The sequence below is a fragment of the Actinoplanes sp. CA-015351 genome (assembly GCF_050955685.1).
Taxonomy (GTDB): domain Bacteria; phylum Actinomycetota; class Actinomycetes; order Mycobacteriales; family Micromonosporaceae; genus Actinoplanes.
The window spans coordinates 4045903-4065745 of the sequence record NZ_CP192102.1 but is presented as its reverse complement, the minus strand read 5'-3'; the positions used below and the strand labels follow the sequence as shown (position 1 = coordinate 4065745).

Below are 19843 nucleotides of genomic sequence, written 5' to 3'. Positions count from 1 at the left end.
CGATCAACGACCGTACCCGAAAATCTTTGCGGCGAGGTCGGTCATCACCTCGGTTGCTCCCGCGCCGATGCCGAGGATGCGGGTGTCGCGGTAATGCCGCTCCACTTCGCTCTCCCGCATGTACCCCATTCCGCCGTGCAGCTGCACCGCCTCGTCGACGACGTATTTGCAGGTCTCGACCGCCGCGTTCTTCGCCAGGCAAACCTCACCCGCGACGAACTCTCCGGCGGCATGCCGCCGGGCCACTTCCCTGGTGTACGCCCGAGAAAGCTCGATGCGCTGCCTCATCTGCACGAGTTTGTGCTGCACGACCTGCCGTGCGATGAGCGGCTTGCCGAATGTCTCGCGCTGCCGGGTGTACTCCAGGGAAATATCGAGACAACGCTGGGCGACCGAGTACGCGTGCACCGCCGCGATGATCCGCTCCGGGACGAAGACCTGGCCGATGAGCTGGAACCCGCCGTTCTCCGCCCCGACCAGATTACGGGCCGGCACCCGGCAGTCGACGAACGACAGCTCCGCGGTGTCCGAGCAGAGCCAGCCCATCTTGTCGAGTTTCCGGGACACCGTGAAACCGGGCGTGTCCCGCTCGATGACGAGCAGGCTGATGCCGGACGCGCCCGGCCCGCCGGTACGCACGGCCGTCGTCACGAAGTCGGCCCGGATCCCGGAGGTGATGAACATCTTCGCGCCGTTGACCACGTAGTCGTCGCCGTCGCGTACCGCGGTGGTGCGCAGGTGGGCCACGTCGGAGCCGGCGTCGGGCTCGGTGATGCCGAGCGAGCAGACCCGCTCACCGGCCAGGGCGGGCCGCACGAACCGTTCGATCAGATCCTGGTCGCCGCTGGCGATGATGTGCGGCAGCGCGATCCCGTGGGTGAACAGCGCCGCGTGCGCGCCGGACGAGCCGCCGGCCTCGAGGAACGCCTCGGTGGCGATCACCATGTCCAGTGTGTCGCCGCCGTCGCCGCCGATATCCTCGGCGAACCCGACGGCGAACAGACCGGCCTTCGCGATCTCCCGGTGCACCTCGCGCGGGATCTGCCCGTCGCGTTCCCAGCCGGGCAGGTTCGGGAAGATCTCGCGGCTGACGAACTGCCTCATCGCCGCCGCCAGCGCCGTGCGTTCCGCGGTTTCGATCATGCTCAGCTCCTTCGGAGGTTTTCCACAAGGGTGTCCGGGTCACGGCGTCCCAGCAGGATCGCGGCGGCCCGCTTCCAGCGGCGGATCAGCATCTCGCGGCTCGCCAGGTCGCCGCTGACGATGCCGGTCATGGCGAGGCCGGTGAGCACCTCGAACGTGAAATGCACGACCGTGTCCACGCGTGGGTCGTCGTCGAGCAGGTCGCGGGCGTGCGCCCGCAGCGTCCCGAAGATCTCCTTCTCGACCGCGACCAGCGCGTCGCGCACGGCGGCGTCGGTACGCGCGGCGTTCCAGAGTTCCAGCGCCGCCCAGAAGATCGGCGACGAGAAATGCCGCCAGACGGCGTCGATGAAGTCATCCAGGGATCCGGCGCCGGCAGGCATCGCGGCGACCTCGGCGGCCAGCCCGTCGAGGCGCCGGCGGGCCACGTGCTGCACGGCCGCGACCAGCAGGTCCACCTTCGTCGGGAAGTGGTGCAGCAGCGTGCCCCGGGGCACGTCCGCCCTGGCCAGGACCTCGGCCGTGGTGGTTTCGGCGTACCCCCGCTCGACCAGGCACTGCACGGTGGCGTCCAAGATCTTCGATCTTGTCGCTTCGCTGCGCTGGGCCTGAGTGCGCCGGCCTTGTTCCAAAGTCACGCCGAATACCGTACGACTTGACTGTTAGTTCGGTCCACTGCGGATTTCCCCCGCGTCAAGACGGGTCTTGTGGTGACCGCCGTCACTCGCTTACCGTCACGCCAGACTGTTAGGGAGTCGTCTATGCCCGCTCGTCAGCGCCTCGCCATGCTCCGCGCGGTCGCCGCGTCGGCGCTGCCCCGGCGCGCGCGACCGGCCACCACCGCGGCGGACCTCACGCCGCCGCCCCGTGACCTGAAGTACCCGTACGCCGCCTCCGTGGCGATCCCCGCCTCGCCCGACGCCGTCTTCGCGGTTCTCGCCGACCCGGCCCGGATGGCGGACTGGCTGATGATGCACACCGGCTGGGTGGGCGCGCCGCCGGCTGCGATCACTGACGGCGCGCGCTTCGCGCAGCGCGTCACGCTCATGGGCATGCCCACCGAGGTGCGTTGGACGGCCTCTGGGGTACGCGTACCGAGCTCGATCTGGCTCGACGGAACCGGACCGATGGGGATCATCGTCGGGCTCTACCTGTCGCTCGGTTCCGTGCCGCTCGGGGCAGGCGGGACCGGGACTCTCGTCCGGATCGACGGCGGAGTCGAGGGCGGATCAGCCGACGGGCCACTCGGCCCGATGGTGGCCCGCAACCTGGCCGACGCGATGACGAAGTCCTTGGCCCGTCTGAGTGCGGTGGCCGGCTCGCCGTCACGTCCTTCTGGTCCTTCTCGGTCGCGGGCGCCTGAGCCCGCACCGAAGATCGCGGTTCCCAGGCCGCTTCCCCCCAAACCCGCGCCGGTTCGCCACGAGCGGACCGGGAGGGAGATCGACGCGTGGACGCCGGTGATCGTCGGCGTGGGTCAGGTGTCCGAGCGGTCCACCGATCCGCTCGGCGCCGACCCGGTCTCTCTCGCCGTCCGTGCGCTGCACGCGGCGGAGCAGGACAGCGGCGCCGCCGGGCTGCTGTCGTCGGCGGACTCGGTCGCCTACGTGCCGAGCGTGTCGTGGCAGTACCCGGACGGCGCCGCCCTGATCGCCTCGGCCGTCGGGGCGCGGCCGGCCGAGACGGTGCGCAGCAGCACGTTCGGCGGCGACGGCGGCCTGAGGCTGATCAACGACGCGGCCGCGACGATCGCTTCCGGACACGCGACGATCGTTCTGGTCGGTGGGGCGGAGGCTGCCGCCACCGCGGCCGCCGCCGAGAAGGCCGGGCGCGAGCTGGGCTGGCCGGACCAGCCGGAGGGCACCACGCCCAGCCGGGTCGTCGGTCTCGATCGTGAACCCAACAACGAGTCCGAGACGGCGGCCGGACTCGTCGCGCCGATCTACCTGTACGCGCTGATCGAGTCGGCGGTGCGCGGGAAACTGGGCCTGTCCGCTTCTGACCACCAGGAGCGAATCACCTCGCTGTGGTCGCGGTTCTCCGACGTGGCGGCGGGCAATCCGTTCGCCTGGCTTCCGGAACGGCGTGACGGGGCATCGCTGGCGGCAATTTCCGAGGAGAACCGGCCCATTTCGGCGCCCTATCCGAAATTGCTGACGGCTCACCTGCAGGTGAATCAGGCGACCGGCGTCATTCTGTGCAGTGCCGCGGCGGCGGTTGACGCGGGAATTCCGCAGGACCGGTGGGTTTTCCCGCACGCCGGGGCGCACGCCACCGACGAATGGTTCGTTTCCGAGCGGTCTGACTTGGCGGCGTCGCCGGCTATTCGAGCGGCCGGGCAGGCCGCCCTGGGTCATGCCCGCCTAGACATCTCCGATATTTCGCATGTCGACCTTTACGCCTGCTTCCCCTCGGCAGTGGAGATCGCGGCTGAGGAGTTGGGCCTGCCGCTCGATCGGCAGCTGACGGTCACCGGTGGGCTCACCTTCGCCGGAGGGCCGGGCAACAATTACTCGGGGCATTCAATTGTCAATCTCGTACCCTTGTTGCGGTCTGAGCCGGAAGCGTTCGGCCTGGCCAATGCGCTCGGGTGGTATGTGACAAAGCATGCCGTAGGCGTGTTCTCGGCCCAGCCACCCGCCCAGCTCTATGCGGACATCGACGCCGATGCGCGGATGGATCGCCCGCCCGCACGCCGGGTGCTGGAGTCCTACGCCGGGCCGGCCGTCCTGGAGGCCTTCACGGTCCCCTATGACCGATCCGGATCACCATCTGCCGCGGTGATCACCGCTATCGCGCCGGACGGCTCCCGGGTGGTGCGGCGGGTCACGGACCGCGAGCTGATCGCGAGGTTGCTGTCATCGGACCCGCTCGGCTGGACACTGTCGTTCACCGCTGACGGCGTGTCCGTCGGTGCGGCCTCGTGGTCGCCGCTTCCCGCTCCCGCCGAGCCGCCGCTGATCGTCGAACGGCACGGACCGGTGACCGTCCTGCGGCTCAACCGGCCCGCGGTGCGCAACGCGATCGACCTGGCCACCGCTCGCGCGCTGGAACGCGCCGTCGACGACCTCGAGGCCGACCCGTCCGCCCGGGTCGCCGTGCTGACCGGAAGTGATACCGCCTTCTGCTCCGGAATGGATCTCAAGGCGGCCGCTCGCGGCGAATACCCGATCACCGAGGGTCGCGGCCTGCTCGGCATCACCGCCCGGCCGCCGCGCAAGCCGCTGATCGCCGCGGTCGAGGGCGCCGCACTCGCCGGCGGCTGCGAACTCGCCCTCGCGGCCGACCTGATCGTCGCCGCCGAGGATGCCCAGTTCGGCATCCCCAAGGTGAAGCGGGGCCTGGTCGCGGCGGCCGGCGGTGTGCTCCGGCTGGCCCGGTCACTGCCCCGCAGCACCGCCCTGGAACTGGCTCTGACCGGCGCGCCGCTGCCGGCCCGGCGCCTGCACGACCTCGGCCTCGTCAACCGGGTGACCTCACCCGGCAAGGCCCTGGAGATCGCGATCGAACTGGCGCAGGAGATCGCCGCCAACGCTCCCCTCGCCGTCCTGCTCTCCAAGCGCATCGTCGACGAGCACCGCGACTGGAACACCGCGGAAGCCTTCGACCGTCTCTCCGACATAGCCGGCGAGGTGATCGGCTCCGCGGATGCCGTGGAGGGAATCCGCGCCTACGCCGAAGGCCGAACCCCCCGATGGAAGGGCTTCTGATGAGCACGCTCGAGCACCTGCACGCGGTCCTGCGGATGCACCAGATCGGCATCGTCAACCTGACGCGCCCCGACCGGCTGCTGAAGATGGCCTCCACCAACGGCAAGCTCGGCCCGCAGGCAGCCTTGATCATGAAGGCCGCGTCCGAACACCCGGACGCGCCGGCGCTGACCGACGAGCGCGGCACGCTGACCTACCGGGAACTCGACGCGCAGTCCAACGCGCTCGCGCACGCGCTGAAGAGCTTCGGCCTGCCGGACCGGTCCGTCGTCGGTGTCCTCGCACGCGACCACCGGGGGCTGCTGCTGGCGATCAGCGCGACCGCCCGGGCGACGCTGCGGCTCGCGCTGATGAACACCGGCCTGGCGCCGCAGCAGCTCGCCCAGGTGGTCGAGCGGGAGAAGGTCAAGGTCCTGCTGCACGACGAGGAGTTCACCGACCTGACCGCGCAGGTGACGATCCCGCGTTACCTGACCTGGGGTTCCTCCAACGGGACCACCATCGAGGAACTTGCCGCCGGGCGGCCGGTCACCCCGCTGCCGCTGCCGGACCGGCCGGGTGGCTTCATCATCCTGACCAGCGGCACGACCGGGTTGCCGAAGGGCGCGCCCCGTACCAAGGTGTCGCCCCTGGCGAGCGCGCTGATCGCGGACCGGATCCCGTTCCCCCGGCAGGGCGCGGCCGTGTTCGCCTCGCCGCTGTTCCACAGCACCGGGTTCGGGGCGTGGACCGTCGGGCTGTCGCTGTCCAATCACGCGATCCTGCTGCGCCGCTTCGACGCCGAGCGCATCCTGGCCGCCATCGCCGAACACCGCGCCGAGATGCTGGTCGCGGTACCGACGATGCTCACCCGGATCCTCGCGCTCGGCCCCGAGACCATCGGCAAGTACGACACCTCGTCGCTGCGGTCCGTCTTCGTGGCCGGGTCCGCGCTGGCCCCCGACCTGACAGCCCGCTTCCAGGAACAGTTCGGCGACGTCATCTACAACGTGTACGGCTCCACCGAGGTCGCCGTCGCGGCGGTGGCCCAGCCGGCCGAGTCCCGGCGGGCACCCGGAACCGTCGGGAAGCCGCCGGTCACCGTGCACGTGGCGCTCTTCGACGCCGACGGGGTTCGCGTCACGACACCGGGGACGATCGGGCGGGTGTTCGTGCGTACCGGCATCCCCTTCGAGGGCTACACCGACGGCCAGCACAAACAGGTCATCGACGGCTTCATGTCCACCGGCGACCAGGGCCACTTCGACGCCGAGGGCCTGCTCTTCATCGACGGCCGGGACGACGACATGATCATCTCGGGCGCCGAGAACGTGTATCCCGTGGAGGTGGAGAACCTGCTGACGGCCCGCGAGGACGTGCTGGAAGCGGCGGTGATCGGGGTGGACGACGCGGAGTTCGGCAAGCGGCTGCGGGCATTCGTGGTCCCGGTCGAGGGTGCGGTCCTGGAGGCGCAGGACATCAAGGACTACGTACGCGGATCCCTGGCCCGTTACAAGGTCCCCCGCGACGTGGTGTTCCTGCCGGAGCTCCCCCGCAACCCCACCGGCAAACTGATCCGCCGCGACCTCCCGACCGGCCCCCTCTGAGCCGGGGCGGCAGCCTCGCCGTCACCCCAGCAATCCGAGCCGAGCCCTTCGTGGGCTACGGCGCCGCGACCTGGCCGGCCATCGGGTTCTTACGGGCCACCCGGCACCGGCCGGCCTCGTCATCCGGACGGTGGAGACGTCGCATCAGCGGGTAGCCGATCAGCAGCACCCGGGCCATCACCCACGCCCGGGCGAACGAGCCGCCCCGGCCCAGGTGGTCGGCGTACCCGCGCTCGGTCATCAGCAGGTACTGCCGGAAACTGCGGTAGTCGCTGCGGATGCGGCGCGCGGACGTCTCGGCGACCAGGATCCGGGCGTAGTGCACGGCATGGCCACCCCGGTGCAGGTGGATGCCCAGGTCCAGGTCCTCGTGCATGTGCTCGGCGACGCACAGGGCCGGCGACACCGCCTGCCACGCGGTCCGGCGGATCACCATGTTGGCGCCGAACACCCAGTCGAGGCGGCGGCTGCGGCCGACACTGCACAGGCCGCGCAGCATCGCGTCGCCTCGGGCCACCACGCCGGGCATGGCCGAGTCGTAGTACCGGACCGGGCCGGTCGCCGCGTCCACCGCCGGATCGGCGAAGAACGCCCGCACCTGGGCCAGGTAGTTCGGCGGCAGCCGGGTGTCGGCGTCGATCCGTACGATCAGGTCGCCGGTAGCGGCGTCGAACCCGGTGTTGCGGGCGTGCTGAACGCCCTGCCGCACCTCGTGCAGCACGACCACACCGCGCAGCAGCGCCTCCGCGACGGTGCCGTCCGCCGAGTTGTTGTCCACGACGATGATCTCGTCAGCCGGTTCGGTCTGTGCGTGCAATGCGTCCAGGCAGGGCCCGATCACGCCCTGCTCGTCGAACGCGGGAACGACAACGGTGATCCGAGCCATGACCCACTCCTCGAAACAACCCCGCCGGAAGTTGTGATGAGGATCTCCGGGCCGCCTTCCCCGGTCAACGTCCACCCGGTTAACAGCTCACTCTCCGCAAACGAACAGTGCCGCGCCAGCCCGATCGCCAGCCGGCCGATCGCCCCGGCCCGATCCCCGCTCCGAGACGGTCCCCGCGACGTCCCAGCCCACGGTGTAGGGCAAGTCGAGTGTGGCGCGTACGAACTGGAACCGGACCTTATCCATCCGATGATCAGCAGCCTGCCCTTGCAGGTGCTGCGAAGCTGGCTGCACCGCGACCCGGGCGGCCAGCCAACCGGCTGGTCGGCAGCGCTGCGCGACCCGGTGACCGGGACGGCGGTGCGGGCCATGCACCGCGATCCGGCCCGGGAGTGGACGGTGGCGGATGACCACGGCAGCCGGCCTGCTGCGCCGCGGCGACCAGCCGTTACGCCACATCGCCACGCAGGTCGGTTACGGCTCGGAGTTCGCCCTTCGCCGCCGCGTTCAAACGGCGGTTCGGGGTCGCGCCAGGCCGTTATCGCCGGGCACGACCCTCAGCCGGGCGTCACTGATAGTCGCTGGGCGCGTCCGCGTCGCGCAGCTGGCGGTCCACATGGTCACGCAAGGCCGCCAGATATGTCGACGCCAGCTGGCCGAGCTGGCCGATCTCCTGCTCCAGGGCGGCCCGCTCGACCACGATGTTGGACAGCGCCACACCGTGGTCGCGCTGCGCGGTGGCCTCGAGGTTCTCCGCCGAGACCCGGGCCTCGGCGACGAACTGGTCGGCGCGGGCCTGCGCCTCGGCGACCAGGCCGTCAGCCTCGCTCCGGGCCTCACGCAGGTGATCGTCGGCGGTGCGCTGCGCCATCATCAGCACGCGCAGGTTCCGCTCGTCGCCTCCTCCGGCGCCCCCCGCGGGGCCGGCGGCACGTGCCCGTTCCAGCTCCGCCTGCAGGTCGCCGGCGTACTGCTCGGCCCGGTCCCGCTCGGCGGCGAGCTGAGCGAGCATGCCACGCAACTGGGCGAGGTCCTCGTCAGGCCTGTCGGGACGGTCGGGGCGGGTCGTCACCCGGCCGCGCAGCGAGCTGTTCTCCTCGATGAGGCGGGAAAGCTCCTGCTCGACCTCGTCGAGGAAGGCGTCGACCTCTTCCTCGCCGTAACCGCGCCGACCGGTCGGCGGCGATTTGAAGGCCATGTTCTGTATGTCGGCAGGGGTGAGTGGCATCCTGCTCCTCAGGCGGGGCATCGGTTCGGCAAGGCGCAGCCCAGCCTACGCGCTCGAAGCACTGATGTGGGTCAGCAGTGCCCGCAGAGCACCGGCAGGTGGGACCCGCGGACCGGCCCAGATGGCACGAAGGTCACGTTCCAGGCGCAGTCCCGTGATCGGCACGTGGCGCAGCCGCCCGGATCGGAGATCGTCACCGGCTGCCAGGCGGCTGACCACGGCCGGTGCCGCTCCGGCGAGCACCGCGGCCCGGACGGCGGCCGCGGTGGACAGTTCGAGGACGGGGGCCGCCTGGCGTACCTCGCCGCCCAGCGCCTCGCGCAGCGCGGCGGTGAGATAGTCCCGGGTTCCCGACCCGGGCTCCCGGGTGACCATCGCGGCCGCCGCCAGCTCGGACGCGGTCACCGGCTCCCGGCGCCGCGCCCACGGATGCCCCGGTGGCGCGACAAGCACCAGCTCGTCGTGGCCCACCACCCGGCTGCGCAGGCCGCGCGGCACCTTCGGCCCCTCGATGAACCCGAGGTCAGCGGTGTTCTCCAGGACCTGCTCGATGACGTGGTCGCTGTTCGTGGCGGTCAGCACCACCCGGATCGGCGTCTGCCCGCGCCGCGCCGCATCGGCCTGAAGCCCCACGAGCCAGCCCGGCAGCAGATGCTCGGCGACGGTGAGGCTGGCGCTGACCCGCAGCGTGCTCCGGCTGTCCTCACGCAGCGCCGCCAGCCCGGCGTCCACCTCGGCGGCCAGCTGCAGCAACCGGTCTGCCCACTCGACGACCACAGCGCCCTGCGGGGTGAGCTCGGCGCCGCGCGGGGTGCGGGTGGCCAGGCGCACGCCGGTCCGCCCCTCCAGCGCGGCGAGCCGCGCCGACACCGCCTGCTGACTGAGGCCGACCTCGCGGGCGGCAGCGCTGAGACTTCCGGTCCGGGCCACCGCGAGCAGCATCTCCAGGGCGGCGAGGTCCGGCATCCGGGGGCTCAAGGTCACAACCCCCGAGGGTACGGGTCACCGCAGCGACCTTCGGTGACCAGCAGACCCCTTAGAGTTCGTCGGGTGGCTAACCTTCGTGAGCAGATCATCGCCGAGCTCGGCGTGAAGGCGACCATCGACCCCGCGTCGGAGGTCCGCACCCGGGTCGATTTCCTGAAGGACTACCTGCGGTCCACTCCGGCCACCGGTTACGTACTGGGCATCAGCGGCGGCCAGGACAGCACCCTCGCCGGCAGGCTGTGCCAGCTCGCGTGCGCCGAGCTGCGCGCCGGCGGCCGCGACGCGACGTTCGTGGCGGTCCGGCTGCCCTACGGCGTCCAGGCGGACGAGCACGACGCCCAGGTGTCACTGGGCTTCATCGAGCCGGACAGGTCGGTCGCGGTCAACGTGAAACCCGGCGCCGACGCCTCAGCGGCCGCTGCCGCGACCGGCCTGGACCTCTACACACTGCGCGACTTCGTCCGGGGAAACATCAAGGCCCGCGAGCGAATGCTGCTGTGGTACGCCCTCGCCGGTGAACTCAACGCCCTGGTCGTCGGCACCGACCACGCGGCCGAGGCAGTGACCGGCTTCTTCACGAAATACGGCGACGGCGGCGTCGACGTGACCCCGCTGACCGGCCTGACCAAGCGCCAGGGCGCCGCGCTGCTGCGGGAGCTGGGTGCGCCGGAGAGCTGCTGGCAGAAGGTCCCGACCGCCGACCTGGAGGACGACCGGCCGGCGCTGCCGGACGAGGAGGCGCTGGGCCTGACCTACGCCGAGATCGACGACTACCTGGAGGGCGGGCAGGTCACGGCGGCGGTCTCGAAGCGGGTCGAGGATCTGTTCCGGGCCACCCGCCACAAGCGAGCGCTCCCGGTCACCCCGTTGGACGACTGGTGGCGTTGATCGTGCCTCACCCGGCCGTTACGACCCGCGCATGACACGGCCGGGCGCGTGAACGCCGGCCTCTGACCGCAGGCTCGGACGCAGGCAGTCGGCCACCACACCGCTGTCCGCCGCGCCCTCGGGAAGCGTGATGTCATCGGCCGGATCAGAGTCACCGGCGGCGACCACGTCCGCGTACGAGCGCCCGATACGCAGATCGACCACTGCCAGCTGAGCCGCACGTTTCCCGGCGACCTGCCGCACGTAGTCCATCGCTTGAGCCCGGACGGTGGCCCACCAGCTGTCCGGGGCCGCAAGCGGGAGGTGGACGACCGATCGAAGCACGTCAGCGAGCTTCGCGGCGCGGGACACGACGGTGGCGTCGTCGTTGAAGGCCTCCGCGCTGCGCAGAGCGATGATCTGATCTCCGAGATCGGTCGTGAAGCTGTCGATCGCCTCCTCCATCGGGACGAGGCCCTTCGGCGAGGCGTAGAACGCACGAGGATCCTCGCTGGCGAGCCACAGCATCTGCGTCGCCGCGGCACCAATGCCGCCTGAGGCAGGAAATGGCCGGCCGATCCAAATTCGTTTGATGTACTCGACGAGCATCCCCTCTCGGCTGGCGAACACGCCCACCTGGTCGTGGAAGGCCGGGATGAGGACGACCGGCTCATCCACGTCGGCCATCAGATGAACCCAGCCCTCGCCGGGTGTCATCCACTCGGGCGGAACGTTGTGGCCGATCCGGAAACGCCAGTACGCGAGCAGGTCCTCCGGCAGCCGCAGCAGACCGAGGTGGAACGAGATCCACTGCTGATGAGCCGTTGCCCCGGAGATCGGCTCGTCGCCGAGCCGTTCACGCACCCGGCTCGATGCCACGAAGTCCTCGAACGCCCACGCGATCTTCCGTCTCAACAGCAGAAGCCCTTCCGACGAGTCGATCGCGCCCTCGTAAGTGACATCAAAAGACGGGCCCACCTCGGGCGGCTCCGGCCGGGACCCGCTCACCACCATCACCGTTGCCGGCTCGTTTTCCACGGTCACCGGCAGTGGCTGCGCCCGCAGGTACGTCACCGCGTCCCGCATCCGCACCAGCAGGTCACCGTCTCGAGTGGGCGCCACATCAAGGCACTCGTCCGGCAGCACGATCCGCCTGACCAGCGTGCCCCGCTCCAGGTTCCATACCGACAGGTCACGGCGATGACGGTAGAAATTCCACTTCGAGGTGCTCACCGTGTCGAAGCTGACCGCGTGCGCGACCCCGCCGACCGTGAAGCAGCGCAAGCGGGTCCCTGGCTTGGTGACCGGGCTACCGACACGCAGGTCGCCGTCGTCACCCTGGAACCACACCGTGACCAGGACACCATTCACAATCGCCCGGTCCTCGTTCGGCGCGGCACGCGGCAGGGCTTCAACCGGCAAACCCCATTCGGCGGCGGCACTCTGCCAATCGTCGTTGGAGGCGGCTTCCTGGTGGGTTCGGACCAAGGCGCCGTTCACACCGTCCCGGAGGGCAATCTCATCCTGGGCGTCCGTCACAAGAACACGCCGACCGGCGAGGAAGCCGATCCCGACGCGCCGGGGTCTGCTGCCGGAGGCGACCCCGATGATGCTTTTCCCGGTGCCCGCAGCCAGCAGGGCGACAATGCCCCCGCTGTAGGCCACCGCGACGGTGCCGTCGTCGCCGGCCGCGATCGCCTCGGCTGTCATGTCCGCGGGTGGCCGCGTCGACCAGGCCGGGCTCCACGGCAGCCCGTTCCCGTCCGTCCGCCTCGACAGCCTGTCCACGAGTTCGTCCTGGCCATGGATGGAGGCGGCCACGGCCAGCTGGGTCCGCCGTTCGTCACCGGCGGCAGCCAAATTCTCCACCGCCGGAAGCCAATCCGCCCCGGCAATGTCCAGCTGATCCAAATCGGCCTGGACGAGGAACTCCGGGTCGGTCAGGAGGCCGGCGACCTGTCCGGCCTCCTGGGCGTGCTGCACGGCGTGCCGCAACAGGTACGGCACGGCCAGGTCCCATCGCCGGACACCGAACCCACCCGGGTCCAGATGATCAAGCAGGCCCTCGAAGATCAGCGCGGCGACCTCATCGGCGGCCGGCCCGTCGGGACCCGGCTGACGCCGCAGGTGGTCGGCCAGACCTTGATGGAACAGCCGGTACACCGAGATCCCGTCGACATCGGTGGCTCGTCGCAGGTAGAACCCGGCCAGCTTCAGCATCTCGTCGCTTGACGGACCGGGCGACGCCGGGGCGAGACGCCGGGCCGCCGCCTCCGCGACGCTCACCGGCATCCCCTCCCCGCGTGCGTGGGCGAGGACCGTCAGGATCGGACGCAGCCAGGGGCTCGCCTCCCGGGTCGAAAGATCTAGTTCGAGAAGGCTCTCCAGCGACCGCGGCACCTTCCGGGCGATGTGCCACGCCTTCCGGTTCTCCTCGATCGGCTGGTAGGCGGTGACGAGGTGGTGCGCATACATCCCGGCGATCAGAAACGGTCCCGGCGGCCGGTCCTCGGAGGTCAAGGTCTCCGCGACACCCTGCGCGAAGGTCGCCCGGGCGCCGGCGTACTCCCGCTTGTCGTAGGGCGGGTAGGCGTAGAGCAGCTTGTAGACGTACCCGTCCAGCTCCCGGCTCAGCCGGTCGACCGGCACCTGATCGAGGTCCACCAGGCTGTCGTCCGAGCGTGCCATGCCCAGAATCCGCCCGAACTCGCTCCACGGCCGCATCGCCAGGAGCATCCGGCAGATCGGCTTGCCGTCCTTGCGGGTGATAGTCAGGAGCGGCAGCAGCAGCTGATCGATCAGATCGCCGGGTTTCTCCGCCTCGTCGAGCGCGTCGATCACCACGATCGGCGGCTCGCCGGATTCGAGCTCGGTCAGCAGTGGCTCGTCGCCGGAGAGACCCAGCTGGTTCATGAGCGACGCGCTGATCTCGGCAACGGTTCGATGCCGCGCGTGCACGGCCGCGAACCGCCGATTCACCCGCGGCACCCGCTGCACATGCCGCCACACCGGCTCGGTGGGCCCGCTCAGGACCGGGTGCGCCGCACACACCACCACCCCGACGAGCGCACTCTTGCCGGATCCCGGACCACCGACGACAACCCGTAGCAGCCGAGCATCAACGCCGTCGAACCAGTCCGACAGTGATCGCAGCTCGTCCTCACGCCCGCTGAAACACCCGGCCGCCGCTCCCCCGTAACCCGACGCCCGCGTCATGAAGTGCGACGCGTCCAGCGCCTCGTCCACATCCGCCAGGAACGGCTCGATGCCACTGTCCACCCGCGGCCGCGCCTGCACGATCGGAGCGGTCACGAACCGCGGATTGGGAAAGAACGGCAGGTCGACCGGGTCGTCCGCGAGATCCACCAGACTGGACGTGACCTGCTGCGCCAGCTCGTTCTCCCGGGCCGCCAGGCTGATCACCTCGCGCCGGATCTCCCGCGCCACCGTCGGCAGCGGAATGAACGGCGTCGCCGGCCCGATGTCCAGCCCGCCCGCGTGCAGCCTGCGCAACACGTTCGCGACAGCCGTGCTGAACCGCCCGCCGTAGGCCTGCTGGTTCGCCTCACAGGCCGCGATCACCCAGGCCCTTCGCTTCGCGAGGGCCACCAGTTGCCATCCCGCGCGCGGCACGCTTCCGGCATGGCACAGATCAAGAAAAAACAGGGTACGGGGTAAACGAGCATCACTGTCGACCCGCTGCACCAGCGCATCAACGTTGTTGAATCCTGCCTCGAGACCGTCATGTCCGAGAATGCACAGGGAACCCCCGGCGTTCAGATAGCCGTGGCTGACCACGTGGACGATGAGCAGATCGTCGGCGCCGAGCCCTTCGCAGGCGTCCCGGATCAGGTCGGTGATCGCGTCTCCGGCGAGGTCCTCACCGGCCGGGATCCGCACATATCCGTACGACCCCAGCGCGTCGGCGACATCGTCGGCCCGACCCGGCGCAAAGGCCAGCGCCCGCCCACCGGGCCCCTCCTCGGCATCGACCCGCGCCCCGAACCGCTCGATCCCGAGCGTGAGAACCCGCAGCCGACCCGGTGGTGCGCCGGTCACGAGTCGCGCCCGTAGATGACCCGGCCCCACCGATGCGCCCCACCGGCGGGACCGAGCAGCGCCGGCCGCAGGACGTCGAGAACCCGTCCGATGTCACCGGGTTCGGTGACGGCCACCGCGATGTCCTGCTGAAAATCCGTCATGCCTCGCGCCCGGACGTCCCGGTACATCTCGGTGGTCCGGGGCTCGCTGACCGTGAGATCGGGCGCGTGCCGTTCGGCCAGGAGTTGGACGAGGCTCATCGGGAGGCGCCGCCTCGTGTCGATCCAGCTTCCACGCGCGGGTGCCGGCGTGTGCACGATCGAGCGGAGCGCCTCGGCGACCCGGGCGGACTGGTACACCAGGAGTTCCCCGCCGTTGGCCCGATTGAAGTCGGCGATCCGGTCAGCCAGCAGTTTCGTGAACCAGTCCTGGGCATCCGTCGCCGGTGCCAGCGCCTGCCCCGTGGCGAGCATCGCCGTGCGATCGGCCGACGCCAGCCACAGCATCTGGTCGGCGACCACCCCGATCTCCGGGTAGTCCCTCACCGCGGACCGCGGCCATGGCCTCGATGGTCGGGCCGGATCCCGCACCACCACCTGAACCTTCTCCGACGGGGGCACGTCACCACTCGCGACCACCCCGGGCACGTCGTGGAACGCGGGGACGAGAATCGTGTTCCCGCCCCGCTCGGACGGCAGCCGGGTCCAGCCCTCGTCCGGAGTGAACCATCCTTGGGGCATGGTTATCAGCGACAAACGACTGCGCCACTCCGCGCTGAGGTTGGGCGGCAGCCGCAGCAGGCCGAGATGAAACGACAGCCATCGCTCCGCCGGCGCGCTGCCGGCCACGGCGTCCGGGCCGAGCAACCGCCGCACCTCGTCTGATGCGGCGAACTCCTCGATCACCTGCTTGATCCGGTCATCAAGTGTGCTGAATCGTGCCGTACGCGGGGAAGGGACCGCAGCGGGCCGGCGAGCCGCCGCCGGTGGCGGCTCAGCACGCAGGTAGGTGACGGCTTCCCCCGTCCTGACCACCAGATCCCCCTCGCCGGCCGGCATCACGTCGACGCAGGGCCGGGGCATCACGATCCGGCGAACCACGGACTCGCTCGCCAGGTTCCACACCGTCACGTCGTGCCCGGCGCTGTCCCATCGGACCGCGTGTGGCACTCCGCCGAGGGAGAAGCACCGCACGAAACCCGAGCCCTCGGCCAGGTCGACCCTGGTCCGGAGGCCGCCCTCCGGCGTGAACCACACGGAGACCAGCACACCACCGACGATCGCCCGGTCCTCACCCGGCGGGTCGGGCAGCAACACATCGATCGGGAAGCCCCACAGGACGGAAGCCCGGATCCAATCGTGATCGGAGTCGGGCATGGGTAGGCCGGCCACCTGCCGGCCGTTCCGGTAGTCCCAGAGCCTGGCGTCACCGTCACCGAACGTGGCAAGAACCGGCCGTCCCGCGACATTCCCGAAGACCATCCGCGACGGCCGCCATCCGCTGCTGAGGGTCGCGAGCCGCACGCCGGACGCCGACAACACGTCGACCTGCCCCTCGAAGGCGACCGCGATAATGCCGTCGTCGCCGACCGCCGCGGCGCTGACCACTACTGTCTCGTTCACCGCCGCCGTACCGGGCGCGCGCAGCCGCCACGACGTGGACCAGATCGGACTCCACGCGAGCCCTTGCCCGCCGGGCCGCCGGAAGAACCTTTCGGCAGCCCTCTGGTCACCGGCGATCGAGGCCGAGATCGCGAACTGGGTCCGGCGCTCGTCGCCAACCGGCACGATGGGCGCCCCGATGCGCTCCTCGATCCAGGGCGCGTCCCCGGGGCCGGCGTGAACCAGGAATTCCGCGTCTTCGACCATCTCATCAACGGCTCCCGCGTCCCGGGCGAGATCCACCGCGTGCCGCAGCAGATAGGGCTCGGCCAGGTCCCATCGCCGCACACCCCACCCGCCGGGATCCAGGTGGTCGAGCATCGCCGCGAACATCTTCCGGGGCACGCCCGAGAAATCTCCCGGCCCGGCGACCGGCCGGGCCTTCAGGTGATCGGCCAGCCCTTGGTGGAACAGCCGGTACAGCGACGTCCCGTCCACATCGGTCGACTGGCGCAGGTAGAACCGGCCCGCCGACCCCACCACCTCGTCGATCTCGTCGCGGGTCGGTCCCGGCACGCCCGGGACCAGCCCTCGTGCCGCGGCGCCGGCGAGCACCGCCGGCATGCCCTCGCCGCGCGCGTGGGCGAGGGCCGCCAGGATCGGACGCAGCCACGGTGTTTCGGTCCGCGTCGACAGGTCCAGCTCCAGCAGGTCCTCCAGGGACCGCGGCACCCGCCGGGCGATCTCCCACGCCTTCTCCGTCTCGGCGACCGGCTTGTAGGCGGTGACCAGGTGATGGGCGTACATCCCGGCGACCAGGAACGCGCCCGTGGGGCGGTCGCCGGTGGTGAGGACCTCCGCCACCCCGGCCGCGAAGGTCGCCCGCGCTCCCGCGAAGGGCACCTCGTCATAGGGCGGGAACGCATACAGGAGCCGATCCACGTACTGATTGAGATCGGTCTTGAGCTGTCGCTGCGGGACCGTGTCGAGATCGATGAGGCCGTCCCCGGCGGCAGCGGTCAGCTCGGCGAACTCCTCCCAGGGCCGCATCGCGACGAGCAACCGGCAGATCGGCTGCCGGTCGGCCCGGACCGCCGTTGCCAGCGGCAGGAGCAGCGACGACACCAGCGCGGCGGGGTCCGAGGCCTCGTCCAGGGCGTCGATCACGACGATCGGGACCTCGGACGACAGCGACGTCATCTGCGCCAGCAAAGGCTCGTCCGGAGACAGTCCGAACTGGGCGATCAGCGACCCGGTCACCTCGGCGAGTGTCCGATGCCGCACATGCACGGCAGCGAATTGCCGCTGCACCGAAGGGGTTCGCCGCACATTTCGCCACACCGGCCGGGTGGGCACGTGCAGAACAGGATGCGCCGCGCAGACCAGAATGCCGACGAGAGCGGATTTACCGGCACCGGGACCACCGGTGACGACCCGGAAACGGTGGGAATCGTGCCCGTCGAACCAGTCCGACAGGATCTGCAATTCGTCGTCGCGGCCGCTGAAACAGCCGGCCGCCGCGCCGCCGAATCCGGAGGCCCGGGTCATGAAATGCGAGGCGTCCAGCGCCTCGTCCACGTCCGCCAGAAATGGCGCGACGCCGCTGTCCACCCGGGGCCGGGCCTGCACGATCGGCGCGGTCACGAACCGGGGGTTCCGGAAGAACCGCAGGTCCGGCACGTCCTCGGCCAGATCCACGAGGCTGGACGTGACCTCCTGGGACAGGCCGCGTTCCCGGGCAGCGAGCGCGACCACCTCACGCCGGATCTCGCGGGCCACCGTTCGCAGCGGAATGAACGCCGTGGCCGGGCCGATGTCGGCGACGCCGTCGCGCAGAACGGAAGCGGCCGCTCTGCTGAATCGTCCGGCGAACGCCGACGCGTTCGCGTCGCACGCCGCGATCACCCACGCGCGGCGTTTCTTGAGCGAAACCAGCTGCCATGCGGCGCGCGGAACGCTCCCGGCATGGCAGAGATCGAGCAGGAAGAGGGTACGGGGTAAACGAGCGTCACTGTCGACCCGCTGCACCAGGGAATCAACGTTGTTGAAGCCTGCTTCGAGCCCGTCGGGACCGAGAACGCACAGTGAGCCGGCGGCATTCAGATAACCGTGACTGACCACGTGCACGACCAGCAGATCGTCGGCGCCGAGCCCGTCGAACGCTCCCCGGATCAGCTCCTCGATCGCGTTCCCGGACAGGTCGGAGCCGGTCTCCGGGACGTGCCGCTGATAGCCGAAACCGGACAACGCGGCCGCTACCTCATCTGCCCGCTCAGCCGCGAACGGCAACGATCGGTCACCGGGGCCTTCCTCAGAGTCACCGTCGCCGCCGAATTCGCCGATCCCGATGGCGAGAACCCGCAGTTTTCGCGCCTCGGGATCGTCGTGGGAGGCGACCGTCACGCGTCCACCATAGAGCGACGGCGGCGTCACGCCCGATCACCCGATCGATCAATTCGAGCACCGGCCAGGCGGTCAGGTCCGGCTCGCGCCGGGCCCAGGTCACCACCGGAGATGGTACGGGGATACAAGCTCAGCTTGTGTCTCCACAACAACATGCCTGCTACCGGGCGGGCCGGACCTCCGCGATCGTGTAATCGTGAGCCCCTACGCCGAACCCCTGCTCCGGCCGACGCCGTCCCCGCGCCGCGCGATCATCCCCGCGACGCCGTCCGAAAAGCGGGCGATCACGCCGAACTGGTTCGCGTCGGTCATGGGTACCGGCATCGTCGCCACCGCCGCGGTGTCGCTGCCGGTCGGCGGATCGGTTCTGCGCCCGGCCGCGACAGTGGTGTGGCTGCTCGCCGGGGCCCTGCTGGTCCTCCTGCTCACCCTCGCCGCCCGGCGCTGGCGAACCGTTCTGGATCACGCGGCCGACCCGGTGATGGCGCACTTCTACGGCGCCCCGCCGATGGCCGTGCTGACCGTCGGTGCTGGAACGCTGCAGTTCGGCCCGGCCCTGATCGGGCCGGCGGGCGCGCTCGCCATCGCCTGGACGCTCTGGTTCGCCGGCACCGGGGCCGGCCTGTTCGCGGCGGTGGCCGTGCCCTACCTGCGGTTCACCCGGCACGCCGCCGATGCCGATGCCGATGCCGGCATCGGCGACAGAACCGCGGCCTTCGGTGGCTGGCTCATGCCGGTCGTGGCGCCGATGGTCTCGGCGGCCACCGGGGCGCTGCTGGTCCCGCACGCCCCGGCCGGGCAGGCACGGCTCTCCCTGCTGCTCGGCTGCTACGCGATGTTCGGGCTCAGCCTGGTCGCCGCCCTCATCACGATCACGATGATCTGGCAGCGGCTCGCCCTGCACGCGATCGGCCCGGCCCGGATGGTGCCGGCGCTCTGGATCGTCCTCGGCCCGATCGGCCAGGCCGTTACCGCCGCGAACCTGCTCGGCGGGGTCGCGGGGACGGCGCTTCCGCACGCGTACCAGCAGGGGTTTGAAGCGCTCGGGATCGTCCTGGGCGTGCCCCTCTGGGGTTTTGCGTGCCTGTGGGCGAGCCTGGCGGCGGCCGTGACCGTGCGGACCGCGCGCCAGGGGCTGCCGTTCTCGCCGACCTGGTGGTCGTTCACGTTCCCGGTCGGCACCTGTGTCACCGGCACGTCCGCGCTGGCCGCCCACACGGGCTCGGTGATGTTCGAGGTGGTGGCGGTGGTCCTCTACGTCGCGCTGGTCGCCGCCTGGCTGACCGTCGGTGTCCGGACCCTGGTCAGTTCACCAGGCTGGGAGACGTTCCGAACGGGCCGACCCGGCCGGTGACCGTCGTCAGCCGCACCGTGCCGGTGGGGTGCGGTCG

Annotated in this window: 11 protein-coding genes; 4 read left to right on the top strand and 7 right to left on the bottom strand. The window is 70.5% G+C overall.

What is annotated here, in order from left to right:
- Positions 1-3: 3 nt before the first annotated feature.
- Both ACQP2E_RS18625 and ACQP2E_RS18620 read right to left on the bottom strand, forming a co-directional pair.
- A complete protein-coding gene (locus ACQP2E_RS18625) occupies positions 4-1149 on the bottom strand; it encodes an acyl-CoA dehydrogenase family protein (protein ID WP_433833961.1) in 1146 nt (381 codons plus the stop codon).
- Complete coding sequence (locus tag ACQP2E_RS18620) at positions 1146-1781, bottom strand: TetR/AcrR family transcriptional regulator (protein WP_433833349.1); 636 nt, start codon at positions 1779-1781, stop codon at positions 1146-1148. The genes ACQP2E_RS18625 and ACQP2E_RS18620 overlap by 4 nt, the downstream gene beginning before the upstream one ends.
- Before the next feature lie 123 nt (positions 1782-1904).
- On the opposite strand from ACQP2E_RS18620, the gene ACQP2E_RS18615 reads away from it, so the two are divergent.
- Positions 1905-4853 carry a type II toxin-antitoxin system Rv0910 family toxin gene (locus ACQP2E_RS18615; protein ID WP_433833347.1) on the top strand — a complete coding sequence of 983 codons (2949 nt, stop codon included), beginning with the start codon at positions 1905-1907 and terminating at the stop codon, positions 4851-4853.
- Complete coding sequence (locus tag ACQP2E_RS18610; protein WP_433833345.1) at positions 4853-6439, top strand: AMP-binding protein; 1587 nt, start codon at positions 4853-4855, stop codon at positions 6437-6439. The genes ACQP2E_RS18615 and ACQP2E_RS18610 overlap by 1 nt, the downstream gene beginning before the upstream one ends.
- 55 nt (positions 6440-6494) lie before the next feature.
- Here the strand turns inward: ACQP2E_RS18610 and ACQP2E_RS18605 are convergent, their stop codons facing one another.
- The 3 genes from ACQP2E_RS18605 to ACQP2E_RS18595 all read right to left on the bottom strand — a co-directional run bounded on the left by ACQP2E_RS18605 (position 6495) and on the right by ACQP2E_RS18595 (position 9537).
- Positions 6495-7325 (bottom strand): glycosyltransferase, encoded by an 831-nt coding sequence (locus ACQP2E_RS18605; RefSeq protein WP_433833343.1) that lies wholly within the window; start codon positions 7323-7325, stop codon positions 6495-6497.
- Positions 7326-7893: 568 nt separating this feature from the next.
- Entirely contained in the window at positions 7894-8553 is a 660-nt protein-coding gene (locus ACQP2E_RS18600) for a DivIVA domain-containing protein (RefSeq protein WP_433833341.1), read from the bottom strand.
- Positions 8554-8598: 45 nt separating this feature from the next.
- Positions 8599-9537, bottom strand: coding sequence for a LysR family transcriptional regulator (locus ACQP2E_RS18595; protein ID WP_433833339.1), 939 nt, complete (start codon positions 9535-9537; stop codon positions 8599-8601).
- A 66-nt stretch (positions 9538-9603) separates the two neighbouring features.
- On the opposite strand from ACQP2E_RS18595, the gene nadE reads away from it, so the two are divergent.
- Positions 9604-10428 carry an ammonia-dependent NAD(+) synthetase gene (gene nadE / locus ACQP2E_RS18590; protein WP_433833337.1) on the top strand — a complete coding sequence of 275 codons (825 nt, stop codon included), beginning with the start codon at positions 9604-9606 and terminating at the stop codon, positions 10426-10428.
- An 18-nt stretch (positions 10429-10446) separates the two neighbouring features.
- Here the strand turns inward: nadE and ACQP2E_RS18585 are convergent, their stop codons facing one another.
- Together ACQP2E_RS18585 and ACQP2E_RS18580 are read right to left on the bottom strand one after the other, a co-directional pair.
- Positions 10447-14466, bottom strand: coding sequence for a hypothetical protein (locus ACQP2E_RS18585; RefSeq protein WP_433833335.1), 4020 nt, complete (start codon positions 14464-14466; stop codon positions 10447-10449).
- Complete coding sequence (locus tag ACQP2E_RS18580; RefSeq protein WP_433833333.1) at positions 14463-18452, bottom strand: hypothetical protein; 3990 nt, start codon at positions 18450-18452, stop codon at positions 14463-14465. The genes ACQP2E_RS18585 and ACQP2E_RS18580 overlap by 4 nt, the downstream gene beginning before the upstream one ends.
- Positions 18453-18648: 196 nt before the next feature.
- On the opposite strand from ACQP2E_RS18580, the gene ACQP2E_RS18575 reads away from it, so the two are divergent.
- Positions 18649-19806, top strand: coding sequence for a TDT family transporter (locus ACQP2E_RS18575; RefSeq protein WP_433833332.1), 1158 nt, complete (start codon positions 18649-18651; stop codon positions 19804-19806).
- Positions 19807-19843: the final 37 nt, after the last annotated feature.

What these genes read in the sequence shown, in the direction of transcription:
- ACQP2E_RS18600 (WP_433833341.1), bottom strand. Translation starts at nt 8,553, where the DNA reads ATGCCACTCACCCCTGCCGACATACAGAACATGGCCTTCAAATCGCCG.
- ACQP2E_RS18615 (WP_433833347.1), top strand. Translation starts at nt 1,905, where the DNA reads ATGCCCGCTCGTCAGCGCCTCGCCATGCTCCGCGCGGTCGCCGCGTCG.
- ACQP2E_RS18610 (WP_433833345.1), top strand. Translation starts at nt 4,853, where the DNA reads ATGAGCACGCTCGAGCACCTGCACGCGGTCCTGCGGATGCACCAGATC.
- ACQP2E_RS18605 (WP_433833343.1), bottom strand. Translation starts at nt 7,325, where the DNA reads ATGGCTCGGATCACCGTTGTCGTTCCCGCGTTCGACGAGCAGGGCGTG.